This window comes from candidate division KSB1 bacterium (genome assembly GCA_034505495.1).
In the GTDB taxonomy this organism is placed as follows: domain Bacteria; phylum Zhuqueibacterota; class Zhuqueibacteria; order Residuimicrobiales; family Krinioviventaceae; genus Fontimicrobium_A.
On sequence record JAPDQV010000003.1, the window covers coordinates 13,961 to 28,494 of the forward strand.

At 55.9% G+C, this 14,534-nt stretch carries 6 protein-coding genes; 4 read left to right on the forward strand and 2 right to left on the reverse strand.

Going from position 1 to position 14,534, the window contains the following annotated elements; all coding sequences use genetic code 11:
• Positions 1 to 72: 72 nt before the first annotated feature.
• The 4 genes from ONB24_02050 (at position 73) to rnhA (ending at position 9,924) form a co-directional block, all read left to right on the forward strand.
• Entirely contained in the window at positions 73 to 1,320 is a 1,248-nt protein-coding gene (locus ONB24_02050) for a 6-phosphofructokinase (GenBank protein ID MDZ7314884.1), read from the forward strand.
• Positions 1,321 to 1,393: 73 nt separating this feature from the next.
• The gene (locus ONB24_02055) at positions 1,394 to 6,874 is read left to right on the forward strand and encodes an MG2 domain-containing protein (protein MDZ7314885.1); all 5,481 of its coding nucleotides are present in this window, start codon (positions 1,394 to 1,396) and stop codon (positions 6,872 to 6,874) included.
• Positions 6,875 to 6,917: 43 nt separating this feature from the next.
• Positions 6,918 to 9,173: a penicillin-binding protein 1C gene (gene pbpC / locus ONB24_02060; protein ID MDZ7314886.1), complete on the forward strand. Its 2,256-nt coding sequence runs from the start codon at positions 6,918 to 6,920 to the stop codon at positions 9,171 to 9,173.
• Between the two features lie 58 nt (positions 9,174 to 9,231).
• The gene (gene rnhA, locus ONB24_02065; protein MDZ7314887.1) at positions 9,232 to 9,924 is read left to right on the forward strand and encodes a ribonuclease HI; all 693 of its coding nucleotides are present in this window, start codon (positions 9,232 to 9,234) and stop codon (positions 9,922 to 9,924) included.
• Positions 9,925 to 10,284: 360 nt separating this feature from the next.
• Here rnhA and ONB24_02070 read toward each other — a convergent pair whose 3' ends face one another.
• Positions 10,285 to 12,177 carry an endo-1,4-beta-xylanase gene (locus ONB24_02070; GenBank protein ID MDZ7314888.1) on the reverse strand — a complete coding sequence of 631 codons (1,893 nt, stop codon included), beginning with the start codon at positions 12,175 to 12,177 and terminating at the stop codon, positions 10,285 to 10,287.
• A 187-nt stretch (positions 12,178 to 12,364) separates the two neighbouring features.
• A complete protein-coding gene (locus ONB24_02075; protein ID MDZ7314889.1) occupies positions 12,365 to 14,530 on the reverse strand; it encodes an endo-1,4-beta-xylanase in 2,166 nt (721 codons plus the stop codon).
• Between the last annotated feature and the right edge of the window lie 4 nt (positions 14,531 to 14,534).

The following is a 14,534-nucleotide window of genomic DNA, read 5'->3' on the forward strand; positions in this document are numbered from 1 at the left end:
AAATTGATTCCCAAGCATTTTTTGGTTACATTACTTTTATAAGGCGAAAATAATCTCAACAGGAGGATTTAGATGGCTGTTAAAGGAAATGCAGTCTATGCCCAATCCGGCGGCGTGACCAGCGTCATCAATGCTTCAGCCTACGGCGTCATCAAGGCTGCTCAGCAAAGCGGTTTTATCGAAAATATCTACGCGGGACTCTACGGCATCAACGGCATTTTGGAAGAAAATCTGATCGACATCAAACAGGAAGCGCCCGAGGCAATTGAAGGCCTGCGCTATACGCCCTCCGCGGCTTTTGGTTCCTGCCGTCGTAAGCTGGGCGACCTGCAGAAACATCGCGAACAGTTCGAGCGCCTGATTCAAGTCTTTAAAGCTCACAACATCCGTTATTTCTTCTACAACGGCGGCAACGATTCGATGGACACCGCCTACAAAGTGAGCCGCGTCTCCAAAGAGTTGGGCTATGAGGTCATCGCAATCGGCGTTCCCAAAACCGTCGATAATGACCTGCCGGAAACGGACAACTGTCCGGGGTACGGTTCCGTTGCGAAATACAACGCCGTGTCGATTCGTGAAGGCTCTCTCGACGTCGAGTCCATGCATCGCGACTCGACCAAGGTGTTCGTGATGGAATCCATGGGACGCCATGCAGGGTGGATTGTCGGTGCGACCGGTTTGGCGGCGGTTACGGAAAAAGACGGTCCGCACATCATCCTTTTCCCGGAGCGCATTTTTAATGAAGATCTGTTCTTGAGCAAGGTCGAAGAGACGGTCGCCAAGATCGGCTTTTGTGTTGTCGCGGTTTCCGAAGGCGTGCGTCGTCCCGACGGTACGTTCCTTGCCGATTCCGGCCTGCGCGATGCATTCGGCCATGCGCAGTTGGGCGGCGCCGCCCTCGAAATATCCAAGATGATTATGAACAAACTGAAACTCAAAGTACACACCGCCATCCTCGATTACTGCCAGCGATCGGGCCGCCATATCGCTTCCAAGACCGATGTCGAGCAGGCGATTGCCTGCGGCAGAAAAGCAGTCGAGCTGGCCGCCGAGGGGAAAAACGGCTTTATGCCGATCATCGTGCGCGACAGCGACAATCCCTACAAATGGCATATCGGCGAAACCGACATTGCCAACATCGCCAACAAAGAAAAGCCGGTGCCGGATGAGTTCATCCGCGAAGACGGTTTTCACATCACCGATGCGTTTCGACGCTACGCCTTGCCGCTCATCGAGGGCGAGGACTATCCGCCGTATGTCAACGGTCTGCCGGCTTATGTTCGCTTGAAAAATCTGCTGATTCCTAAAAAGTTGAGCTGAAGACGAGTCGGGCTCCGCTTGCGGAGCCTTTTTTATTTGGGGAAAACGGGGAATATAACCTGGAGGTGCAGGCATGAAAAAGATTCTCATCGCTTTATCGGTCGCTCTTTTATTGAGCTGCGGTAAAGAGCAATCATCTGTACGCGGCAAAGCTTCTGCCGCCTTGAGCACTCATCCTTTGGTTGAAGCCTACACCTCGGGTTTCATCGGACGCACATCGACCATTCGCGTGGTTTTTGTCATCGACCTCGTCGACAGCAATCGTGTGAATACGCTCATCCAGCCCAGCCCTTTTACTTTTTCGCCCAAACTGCCGGGGGAAGCTTATTGGGCCGACCGCCGGACGATCGAATTTCGGCCCAGAGGTCGGCTAGCCGCAGGCGTAACCTACCAGGCCGAATTCGATCCGCGCAGGCTTTCGGATGTCGATTTGGGCGATGCGGCTTTTTCTTTTCGCTTCAGCACCATCGTCCCGGCTATGGAGGTGCAGCCGGAGGGTTTCATCATCGAGGGTGATCGGCTGCAGTTCGAAGGCCGCGTCAGCTTGTCCGAGATCGCCGATATCGATGATCCTCTATCGCTCCTCAAGGCGCGACTGGGAAACAAAGAATTGCCGCTGCAGCGCGAAGGAGAGGATCGCCGCGCTTTCCGCTTCCGCATCGTCGAGGTTCCGCGTTCGGAGAGGCCGGGAACTCTCTTCATCAGCTGGGACGGCAAAACGGCCGGCATCGAAGGGCGCGGCACCTTAGAGATTCCGGTGCCGGCCAAGAGCGTTTTCGAGCTCATTTCGGCGCGCGCCGTACAGGAAGAGGGAGAATTTATTGAACTGCGTTTTTCTCAAGCGCTGCAAAGTAGAAATTTTACCGGCCTGGTTCAAGTGGACGGCTCGGATAATCTGCGCTTTTCCGCCGATCGCAATGTGCTGCGGATCTATGGCGAGGAGCCGTTTACAGTCGGCGAGCACACCGTCACAGTCCATCCCGCCTTTGCCAGTGCCGAAGGTAAACGACTCGAGCGGAAGACCGTACGCACAGTGATCTTTGCGGAACGAAAACCCTCGGTTCGTTTTCTCGGCAAAGGCGTCATCCTGCCGACAACGCAGGGGGCCACTTTGCCGATCGAGGCTGTCAACCTGTCTTCTATTTTGGTGACGGCCGTGCGCATTCCAACGGAAAACGTGCCGCAATTTTTGCAGGTCAACGATTTGGGCGGCGAGCAGGAATTGCGCCGCGTCGGCCGCGAGGTGTGGAAGAAACGCGTCGATCTGACGACGCCGGAAGACGCGGGCAACCGGCGTTACGGGCTGGACTTGACGCCGCTGATTAAAAACGCACCTACCGGCTTGTATCGGCTGACATTATCTTTTCGCAGGCCGCAGATCATCTATCCCTGCGCGGAAGCGGCGAAAAGTGAAAAGCTCGACGAATCCCTCGCCGATTGGGATGACGAAGAAAGATGGAACTATGAAGAATTCGGCGATTTTGATTGGGGCGAATTTTATTCTCGGCGCTTCGATCCCTGCCATCCCGCTTACTATTATCCCTTTTGGGATCACGACGTAACCGTTGCGCAAAACGTGCTCATTTCCGACATCGGGTTGCTCGCCAAAATGGGCGGCGATACGCTGTGGGTCGCGGCTGCCGACCTCAAAAGCACGGTTCCGCTGCGGGGCGTCAAGCTGACGGTATTGAACTATCAGCGGGGCGTTATTGCTTCCGCAACGACGAACGACGAGGGACTGGCGCTTATTCCTTGCCCGCGCAAACCGTTTCTGTTGATCGGCGAGCACAAGGGACAGATTTCCTATCTCAAACTCAACGACGGATCGGCGCTTTCTCTCAGCCGATTCGACATCGGCGGCGAGCGGCCGGTCAAGGGCATGCGCGGCTTTTTTTATACGGAGCGCGGCGTCCGGCGGCCGGGCGATCCAATCTATGTCACGCTCATCCTTTGGCCGGAGGGCCGTCCGCCTGAAGAACATCCTGCAATCTTGGAGTTGATCGACCCCAGAGGCCGTCTCGTTGCCTCCGCCGCGCAAAAATCCGTGGACGGTTTTTACAGCTTCAAGCTCGCCACGAGTCCCGACGCCCCGACCGGCAACTGGACCGCACGATGCACGATCGGCGGCGCCGTTTTCCAAAAGACGCTCAAAATCGAGACCATAGTGCCCAATCGTCTGGAGGCGCAGCTCGATTTCGGCGACCGGGAGGCGCTCGGCTTCGAACCTACATTTTTGCGGCTTTCTGCACGGTGGCTTTTCGGCGCCAAGGCCTCCGGACTCAAGGCCAAAGTCGAACTGCGCCTGACGCCGCAGCCGACTCGCTTTTCAGCATTTCCCTCTTATACTTTTGATAATCCTGCTGCTCCCTTTACCCCGGAAACGGTGCAGCTCTTCGACGGCCGTCTGGATGAAGAAGGCCGCGCCGAATTTCCGCTGCGCTTACGCGATGACCTCCAATGCCCGGGTAAATTGGCCGCCGTTTTCGATATGCGCATTTTCGAACCGGGCGGCGCCTTTAGCTCGCTTCGTCGCGTCGTGCCGATGCACCGTTACCAACATTATGTTGGAATTGCCGCTCCGGCCGACAGCCTGATGCCGATCCTGGCTGTAGGCAAATCGCACCGCATCGACGTCGTGCGTGTGTCTCCCGACGGCCGCCCCAAAGGCGAGGGGCTGGTGGAAGCGACGCTGCTGAAAATCCGCTGGCGCTGGTGGTGGGAAAAGGGCGGGGAGGATGCGGCCGATTTTGTCGCCGCCCCTTCCTATAAAACGATTCCGCTCGGCACTTTTTCGCTCAGCGGCGGCCGCACTAGTTTCGAAATTCGCGTGCCTGAGGAAGAGTGGGGACGTTACCTTTTGCGCGTCCGCGACTTGGATGGAGGACACACTGCCGGGCGCGTCCTTTATTTCGATCAGCCGGAATGGATCGGACGAAGCCGGGCAGACGGCAGCGAAGGCGCCGCCATGCTGGTGTTTACGTCCGATAAAACCTCCTATCAAATCGGGGAAAAGGCGACCTTGACGATACCGACTTCTCCCGTAGGCCGCGGCCTTGTTACTTTGGAATGCGGTGATAAAATACTGCATGCCGAGTGGTTTGAACCGAAAAGCGACCGCTTTAAATACCGCTTCAAGGTGACGCCCAGTATGGCGCCGACGGTCTATGCTTCGGTCAGCCTCCTGCAGCCGCATCTGCAGACCGCTAACGACCTGCCGATTCGCCTCTACGGCGTCATCCCTATTTCTGTAGTCGATCCGCAGACTCGGCTCAAACCGATCATTGACTGCAGCGACGAAATTGAGCCTGAAACATCGGTAAAGCTGGAAATCCGCGAAGCGGAAGGCCGCGCCATGACCTACACCTTGGCGCTTGTCGATCAAGGCCTTCTCGATCTGACGCGCTTTACCACGCCCGATCCCTGGCAGTACTTTTACGGCCGGACGGGTCTCGCCGTGAAAACGTGGGACCTTTATGACTGGGTGATCGGAGCTTACGGCGGCAGGCTGGAACGGCTTCTCGGCATCGGCGGCGGCGAGACCGTGGAAATCGAGGGCGGCTACCAGGCAAACCGATTCCCGCCGTTGGTGCTTTTCGAAGGTCCTTTCCGCTTGAAAAAAGGGGAAATCCGAACCCACACGCTTACGCTGCCGATGTATGTCGGAGCGGCGCGCATCATGGTCGTCGCCGGATCGGGTCGTGCTTTCGGCGCAACGGAAAAACGCGTCACGGTGCGCAAATCGCTGACCTTGATTTCCGCACCGCCGCGGGGATTGAGCGTGCAGGAGGAAGCCGGCGTACCGGTTACGGTGTTTGTTGATGATCCGGAAATCAAGCAGGTTCAGGTGAAAATGCGCGTTGAGGGCGCGGCCAAAATCATCGGCGAACCTATGCGGACGATCGAATTCCGCAAACCCGGCGAACAGACCGTGGTCTTCAGCGTCGGTGCCGGAGAGGTGCCCGGCGTCGCGAGACTGGCGCTCGAAGCCGAAGGCGGCGGCAAAACCGCGCATGAGACCATTCAGCTGCCGGTACGCAATCCCATGCAGCCCGCAACGATTGCCGCTTCTTCGTTTCTCCAACCGCAGGCGCGCTGGTCTCCCGAGCTCCGGCTTCCGGGCAAAGAGGGAACCAACCAGCTGGTTGTCGAGTTGTCGCACATTCCGCCGCTCGATCTCAGTCGGCGACTCGGCTACTTGATGCGCTATCCGCACGGCTGCGTCGAGCAGATCACTTCGGCCGTTTTCCCGCAACTTTATCTTAACCGTCTGCTGGACCTTTCGGAGGCGCAGCTCAAAGAAATCGACGGGAACATTCGCGCGGCATTAAGGAAACTGGCCGCATTTCAGACTGCTGGCGGCGGCTTTGCCTTTTGGCCCGGACAGGATCACGCCGATGAAGCCTGCACCAATTACGTTACGGCTTTTCTGCTCGCGGCGCAAAAACTTGGTTACACGCCTTCGGGTCAAATGCTGGAGGACGCGCTCGCCTTTCAGCAGAAAACAGCGCGGGCCTGGAAACCGGTCGACGAGGCTTCGCTCCTCGTACAAGCCGATCGACTGTATACGCTTGCCGCGGCAGGCCGAGCTGATTTGGCTTCCATGAATCGGTTGAAAGAACTGAGCGATCTGACGTCGACCAGCAAATGGCGTTTAGCCGCAGCATACCTGTTGGCGGGACAGCAGGAGGCGGCCAGGCAGCTGATCCAGACGCCATCTCGAATTCCATACTATCGGGAATCGGGACATCCGTTCGGCTCCGAGCTCTATCATAAAGCTCTGATGCTGCAAACCGCGACGTTGCTGCGCGACCAATCCAAGGCCTCGGCTCTGGCGGAAGAGATTGCCGCCGCTTTGAGCAGCGAAGAGTGGCACAGCACCTATGCGTCATCCTCGGCATTAAGCGCCGTGGCCGAATTTGCGGGACTGCAGGAAAAGAGCGCTTCGGTGATCAAATGCACGCTGACGATTGACGGCCGCGTCATCAAACTGCAGGGAGAAAAACCGCTCCTCCGCTACGAACAGTCGCTTGCAGGACGCTCGATCGATCTGCAGGCCGTCAATACCGGCGCCTCGCCGCTTTATGCGAGAGTGCTGCTCGAAGGTACGCCGGAGCTCGGTCAAGAAGAGGCTGCTGCTAACGGACTTGACCTTTCGGTCCGCTATTTGACCGCGCAAGGTCAATATCTGCAGCCCGATCGGCTGCGACAAGGTCGCGACTTTTTAGCGCAGCTCGTGATCACGAATACCGGACTGCGTGACTATGGCTATTTAGCTTTAACGCACCTGATGCCCTCGGGTTGGGAAATCCATAACGAGCGGCTTTTCGATGATGCGACGCCGCAATGGTTCGATTATCAGGATATTCGCGACGATCGTATTTATACCTACTTTTCCCTGAAAAAGGGAGAAAGTAAAACGCTGACGGTACGCTTGACGGCTGCCTATTTGGGACGCTTTTATCTGCCGCCGATCTCCGTCGAGGCTATGTACGATCCGTCGGTTTACGCGCGAACCGCGGGAGAGTGGGTCCTTGTTGAGTCTTCGGAAAAATAGCGCTTTCTTTCGTCGCCGCGGCCTTGTTTGCGTCGCCGCTGTAATGGTTTTTCTAATTCTTTGCTTCTGGGCGATTCCTCTGCCGCGCTTCGAAAAGCCTTATTCGACGGCGATCTATGACCGCCGCGGCGAACTGCTGGCGGCAGGTGTCGCCGCCGACGGTCAGTGGCGCTTTGCTGAAATCCGGCGTGTGCCGCCCAAATGCGCCGCCGCAATCATCGCTTACGAGGACCGCCGTTTTTACGCCCATTTCGGCATCGATCCCATCGCCGTGGTGCGGGCTATGCGCGATAATTTGAGAAATCGACGCATCGTCAGCGGCGCGGGAACCCTGACCATGCAGGCGGTTCGACTGTCGCGGCCGGGTCCTAGGACGTGGCGGCGCAAATTCGTCGAGGCAATACTGGCACTGCGGCTCGAAGCGTCTTTGAGCAAACAGCAGATTCTCGCCCTTTATGCCTCGCACGCACCCTTCGGCGGCAATGTCGTCGGCCTCGAAGCGGCGGCATGGCGATGGTTCGGGCATTCGCCGGAGCAGCTCTCATGGGCAGAGGCGGCGCTTCTGGCTGTTCTGCCCAATAATCCTTCTTTGATGCATCCAGGCCGGAACCGCGAAGCGCTGAAGGCAAAACGGGACCGCCTGCTGACCGTTCTGCTGCGCCGCGGCGTCATCGATTCGCTTACCTGTCGATTGGCGCAGCAGGAACCGCTGCCTGAAAAACCGAACCCCTTGCCGATGTCGGCCCCGCACGTCGCCTCACTTTTTCGTCAAACAGGCGGCAGCGTGTACACCACCCTGGACGGCATTTTACAGCGCCGAACCCAGGAAGTTCTCGAACGTCATTTGCGCCGTCTTTCCGCACTGGGAATCTATAACGCCGCAGCCGTAATCGCCGCAGTCGATTCCGGCGACGTGCCGGCTTATGTCGGCAACGTGACGTTTAACGAAATTGACGGCAGTCCCGCAGTCGACATCATTCGCTCGCCGCGCAGCACCGGCAGCCTGCTCAAACCGCTGCTTTATGCCGCCTTGCTCGAAGCCGGTGAAATGGCCCCTTCTGCTTTGGTGCCGGACATCCCCACCCGAATGGGCAGCTTTGCGCCGCAAAACGCCTCGAGGACTTTTGAAGGCGCCGTACCGGCCGATCAGGCGATCGCCCGCTCGCTAAACGTCCCCGCCGTACGCATGCTGCATCGCTACGGCGTCGATCGCTTTTATCATTTGCTCAAAAGCCTCGGCATGACGACACTGTTTCGACAGCCGAACGACTATGGACTTTCGCTCATCCTCGGCGGCGCCGAAGGAACACTATGGGATTTGACCGGCATCTATGCCGGGCTGGCCCGATGTGCCGGTCAAGCTCATCCGGCTGAATTCTTTCCTCTGCGGTTGATAAAAAAGACAAAGGTAAGAGGAAATGCTCCGCTGTCGCCGGCTGTTTGCTGGACTACCCTGAAGGCCATGCGTGAAGTCACGCGACCCGGTGAAGAAAGAAATTGGGAATTGTTTTCTTCCTCGCCGGAGGCGGCGTGGAAGACCGGCACCAGCTTCGGCTACCGTGATGCATGGGCGATCGGCGTGACGCCCGACTATGTCATCGGTGTTTGGGTCGGCAACGCCGACGGCGAGGGTCGCCCCGAATTGACCGGTATAGGAGCTGCGGCGTCTATTCTTTTTGACCTTTTTCGATTGCTGCCTGCCTCTCGACCATTTGTGCCGCCGAAACAGGGTTTACAGCCGATCCGTATTTGCGCGGCAAGCGGCTTTTGCGCCGGCATGTATTGCGCAGAAACGCGGGAAATCATGGCCCCTGTCTCCGCCAAACAGTCGCCCCCATGCCCGTTCTGCACGCTGATTCATTGCGATTCCAACGGCTTACGGGTTAATCCGGAATGCGAAATTCCCTTGAAAATGACGGCACGCCCCTGGTTTATTTTGCCGCCGGCCATGGAGTGGTTTTATCGACAAAAACACCCCGACTATCAACCTCTGCCTCCTTTACGAGCCGACTGCCTGACAAGCAGCCGATCCGCCTCTATGAGCCTGCTGCGGGATCCGGCCGGTTTACTGTACGTGCCGGTCGAATTGGATGGAACGCGGGGCCGGACTGTGTTTGAAGCCGCCCATCGCGACCCGCAGGCGGCAATCTATTGGCATTTGGACGAACAGTTTATTGCCGTCACGCGCGGCATTCATCAAATTGCCGTCGATCCGGCTGTCGGCGAGCATCGGTTGACCCTGGTGGATGAGCGCGGCGAAAGATTGACGACGCGCTTCCGCATTCTGGAGAAAGATTAGATGAGTCCACGGTATAGGGCAAAAACGGTATGTTTCGAATCAACGTTTTGGGAGAATCGTGAGCAGTTCAAAAAAGATCTTTTACGCTGTTGCGCGGGGGAGACGTACGGGACTATTTACCTCCTGGGGCGGCGAAAACGGAGCCGAAGAGCAGGTGCGCGGTTTTCCCGGCGCCGTCTTTAAGGGATTTGCCAGGCTCGAGGATGCGCTCGATTATCTGCACGCTCACGGGGTAACGGCTGAAGGGTTTGCCGATCATCGTCCGCGTGATCGCCATGCCGACGGCGCCGTACATTTTTACACCGACGGCGCATCTATAGGCAACCCTGGCCGCGGCGGCTTTGCGGTCATACGAATTCGAAACGGCGACCGCAGCGAGTGGGCGCAGGGATTTCGACTGACCACCAACAACCGCATGGAGCTGCTTGCCTGCATATCGGCGTTGGAGTCGCTGTCGGAGCCGCTGCCGGTTGTCATTCATTGCGATTCCCGCTACGTGATCGACAATTTGCAGCAGGGACGCGTTCGACGATGGCGTGAAAACGGCTGGCGCACCGCGGCCGGCAAGCCGGTCGAAAACGCCGACCTGTGGCAGCGGCTGTTGGAGCTCACGGAGCGTTTTTCGCCGACATTCGATTGGGTGAAGGGACATGCCGGCTCGCCGGAAAATGAACGCTGCGACCGTTTGGCTCAGGCTGCGGCCGCTGCAGACGATGTCGCGATTGATGAGGGATATGAGAGAAGGGACTGAAAAAAAGTTCACAATTTTTGATCTACGGTCGCTTATAGCGGCTTTATTTATTATCAGCATCGGCCGGCGCCTATAAAAGGCTGTGCCCTTGAAAGCTACGAAAATCGCCGAGGAACTATAATAACAAGGCATTTGCTTTTTTAATCCAGTGTACTCCTAAAAAATATCTCCGGCCATGTTCCTCAATTTTTAAAAGCGAGAGGGTATAATTTGACCCTATCACAATAATCGGTCACTCCACACAACTTGGGCAGTCCAGCCTTCCAGCTCACAAAAATAAGAAAACTCTCGAGTCCGCGTCATTTGCTGATGATTTTTTCACGGTGAGATAATTCTGCGTAATGACGCAAGTGAAGGCGATTAACGACGCAACAGCGTCAATCCTTTCGGATTTTCCGGCGGCGAGGTGTCAGGTTCCAGTTCGACGAAAAACGTGCTGCTGTTCGGCTTGAAATCGATGACCGTCTGCTGCAGGCAGCCGCCGTAAGCGACGGTAACTTGGTATTGTCCATAATAAAGGCGCCCTGACCACTGGCCGGTCTTGTCGCATACTCCTTCGCCTTCGCTGCGCCAGCGCTGAAAAACGTAATCCATAAAAACCCGCCCGGAAGGCTTGAGCGACCAATCGGAGTAAAAGATCGGTGCATCTTTTTGCCAATGTGCGCCGTCCCAAAAACCCCACATGATGAAATTTTTAACGGCGGGATGGCTGTAGCAGGTAATAAGCAGGTCACGGAGATAATCGGCAGCCGCTTCGTCTGGGATGTTGACCGCATCGAACTCGGTGATGCTGATCTCTTTGCCGCGCGCAGCCAAGTCGTCGAATATTTCCAGCCAGCGTTTGGGAGGAACGAGCTCGTACTTGACGTGCCCCTGGATCCCGACCCCATGCACCTTGGCCCCGCTTCGGTCGAGCCTGTCCAACAAGTCGAGGAAGCGCTTATACAGTGCAGCATCGTACCCGCCTGCAGAGAGAATTTCGTTTACATTGATGTAGAGTTTTGCGGAGGGATCCTTTTCTTTTGCCCAGCGAAAAACCGAGGCATAGATCGAATCGCTGCCCATGGCAAATTCCAGATCACGACACCAAAGCGGTTCATTCAAAACGTCCCATTCCTCGATTCGTCCATTGATACCGGGATAGCCCAGTATTTCATAAATGTGCCCTCTAACGCGATTCGAAAGATAGGACTTATCCGAGCGATGCTCCTGCATGTCTTTGGGCATGGCCGACCACGCCGGCCAGAGCAGATTATGTCCCCTTAATCTAAAATTTTTGTCCCGCAGCCAATCGATGATCTCGACAACTTGCTCCCGGCTGCCGTGAAGGCGGTCGTCCTCCCAGGGCGGCCATTTCAGCGCATTCTCCAATACGATTGTATTAAACCCATGACCTTGGCCGTCCAGGTCGGTCAATTTGCGGAGATAGATTTCGCCGTCTCGGCTGGGCTGCAGCCACGGAAACACGGACACGGCCGTGCCGAAACCGAAAGCATGACGGATCATCGAATAGCGGATTCTGGCTCCGACGGCCGGCCGCCCGTTTGCGTCGCATACCTTGAGCGATATTTGTCCGCGATGGATTTGTTCGATGCGGTTTAAAGCCTCTTCGCGCCAAGACGCGGAGCTTTCGCGGCCTTCATAGTACAAACCAGGGCATTCAACCGGCAGGTCATAGATTCGATAAGATTTCTCATAATTCAAAGCTGCAGGCGCCGAAATGAACAGTGTATCGGCAGGCTGCATTGGCAAAATTTTGAAATAACCGTTACCGCTGGTCTGCGCTTTGAAAGGCAAAAGAATAAACTGCCATTGCGGAGAAAGGCGAACCACAGCTTTAAGGGAATTCGTCGCCGGTGTTGCCTGATTGTCGTATTGCAGGGTGACTTTGGCGTCTTTTGCAGACCTCAACCAAAGCATGAGCAGAGCCATGTCCCCGCCGGAAACTGCCGACGCTGCCCAGCGCAGCTCAGATATTTCTCCGGAAATATTATGCGGTCTATATTTGATGAATTTCCGAAAAGGCATTTCGTCGGCGGGCAGCAACTGAATGTCCCCTCCGCTATACACCATGCGGCTGAAAGCGGACTCTTCTGTTGTACCTAAAAGCCACTTGCCGCCGCTGATGCCGTATCGTCCCGTCAACATCGTCTTGAGACTCGCATGGAAGGCATCTTCCGAGGTTTCCTGCGGCGCCTGTAACTCGAGTGCAAACAATATAAAAAGCAGAAAGCTCGGCAGACTAAAGGCCAAAATGCCGATCCTTGCCGAGCGGCGCGTAATACTTTGCCAACCGCTCTTTACCCCAAAACTTTGCTCCTTTCGCCGAAAGACATTTTACTGGGATTTCAGCAAAAATCGTGCAGTGTTTTTAAATGCAAAGGGATAAAAAAAGCCTCGGCTCAGTTTTGGCCGAGGCTTTGTTAAATTGCGGTCACAATCAACGGAGGAGCGTCAATTTACCGAAATATTTTTCCTGCTCGAAAGACAGTGCATAAATATAGATCCCGGAAGGAAGGGAATCGGCTGAAAACCGGAATCTGTGTTCACCGGCGCTTTGCGTTTCGTCGACAAGCGTCCGCACTTGTCTTCCCGAGAGATCGAACAGATGCAGAGAAACATGTCCGCTGCGGGGGAGAACGCAGCCGATGACCGTCTCGCTGTTAAAAGGATTGGGGTATGCAGGCATAACCTGAAAGCGATGGGCAAGCTCGGATGATGCGACCTCCGTCGCCTCGGTATCCAGCTGCAGAACAATCTCGCCCGTGGAGCGGCTGAATTTTTCGGTTTTGTAGCCCTTAGCGCCTGCGGCTTCGACCTGGATTTCGTAATCGCCGTAAAAAGCGCGGGTTGTAAAATTGCCGGCGTCATCCGTTACGCCTTCGGCGTTCGTCCACCAGCGGTAAAAGACCCACTCGATATAAGATCGGCCGCTGGGCTTGAGCGACCAGTCTCTGTTGAAAATCGGTGCATCGTTCAGCCAATGCGATCCGTCCCAAAAGCCCCACATGAGAAAGTTTTTCATGGCCGGGTGGCTGAAGGCGCAGATTAGGATGTCGCGCATATAGTCACCGGCGATTTCCGGATGGGCTCCTGCGGCGTCGTACTCGGTGATGCTCATGTGCAGACCCAGCTCGGCAAAATAGTCGAGAATCTGCAACACCCGTGTAGGCGGGGTGAGGTTGCTCCCCACATGGGTCTGTATCCCGAGTCCGCCTATTGGCGCACCCGCATCGATGAGCTTTTTCAGAAGCGCTTTATAAGCCTGCTGAGTGGCTGTGTCCAGGCCTCCCGAAGACAATATACTGTACTCATTAAGATACAACACCGCGTCGGGATCAGCCTCGTGAGCCCATTCGAGCCATTCCTTATAAATATCCTGCGTGCCGAAGGCGTTTTCAAGATATTTATTGTGCACCATCTCGTTGATGACGTCCCATTCCTCTATGTTTCCTTTGACACCGGGATAACCCGCAACGTCGAAAATATGATTACGGATCTCGTTATGGACGTAATTGAGATTATTGATGTTGTTGACGATGCGCGAGGGAAGCCAATCCGGACCCGGCCATACGAGGCAATGGCCGCGAATGCGTATATCGTTATTTCTGAGCCATCGGATAACGTCGACGACATCCTTTTTCGTACCCTCCCAGTCGCTTTCCCAAGCATCCCACTTGAGGGCGTTTTCGAAAACGACCATATTGAACGAACGGCCATCTCCGGTCAGATCGAGCAGCTTTTGTCGATAGGTTTGCGCATCCCGCGTGTTGATGAGAAACCTGTTGACTGCGATCGCGGTGCCGAAACCGAATTCGTGCCGCAACATGTCGGCCTTGACTCGGGCATTGCGAACCGGCTGTCCGTTGCGATTGATCACTTTGATCTGAAGGTCGCCTTTGCGAATCTGTTCGATGCGCTGTAAGGCTTCGGCGCGCCACGGTGCGTCCGGCTCTCGGCCCGCATATTCCATATGATGCGTCGTGTAGGGCAGCTGATCTTTACGATACTTGCGGCCATAATTGATGACCGCAACGCCTGCAATTTGGATCGTGCCCTTCATGAATCCCATATCGAGTTGGTAGCGGGAGCCGCTTGCACCGGCAGGATAGTCGACGCCGGCCTGAAACGGCAACAGCCATTGCCGCCAACCGGGCTTGATCGTGGCTCCTTGATGGATCGCCTGCGTGTAGGGAGAATAAGCAAGTTCGAACTTGTGATAAACCAAGTTGGTCTTGTCCTCATTGTCCGATTCAATGCTGTTCATCCACAGGACCAAAAGAAGCACGTCGCCGTTCTTGACCGCCTGCGTAGTGGGGAATCTGACGGCGTTGTCCCATGAATTCGCGCGCTTGGCGCTCGTCTTTAATTCCAAGATTTCCGTAAACGGTTCCGCGCCGCTGTAGGCGATCTTTTTCGCCGTGACATTGGTCAGGTTGGCGCTCGAATTGACCTGCTTTTCGGTCTCCGGAAGAACCCAGGTTCCGCCGGTTATGCCATACTGAGTTTCGAGCTGTTGCCGCAACGCCTGATGATAAGGGTCTTCGGCGGCTGAAATCGTCAAAAAGGGCAGGAAAGCAGTATAAATGACAAAGAATCGCTTCATTTGA

Excerpts from the sequence above, each read along its gene's own strand:
- ONB24_02050 (MDZ7314884.1), top strand. The coding sequence starts at position 73 with ATGGCTGTTAAAGGAAATGCAGTCTATGCCCAATCCGGCGGCGTGACC.
- ONB24_02055 (MDZ7314885.1), top strand. The coding sequence starts at position 1,394 with ATGAAAAAGATTCTCATCGCTTTATCGGTCGCTCTTTTATTGAGCTGC.
- ONB24_02075 (MDZ7314889.1), bottom strand. The coding sequence starts at position 14,530 with ATGAAGCGATTCTTTGTCATTTATACTGCTTTCCTGCCCTTTTTGACG.
- pbpC (MDZ7314886.1), top strand. The coding sequence starts at position 6,918 with ATGGTTTTTCTAATTCTTTGCTTCTGGGCGATTCCTCTGCCGCGCTTC.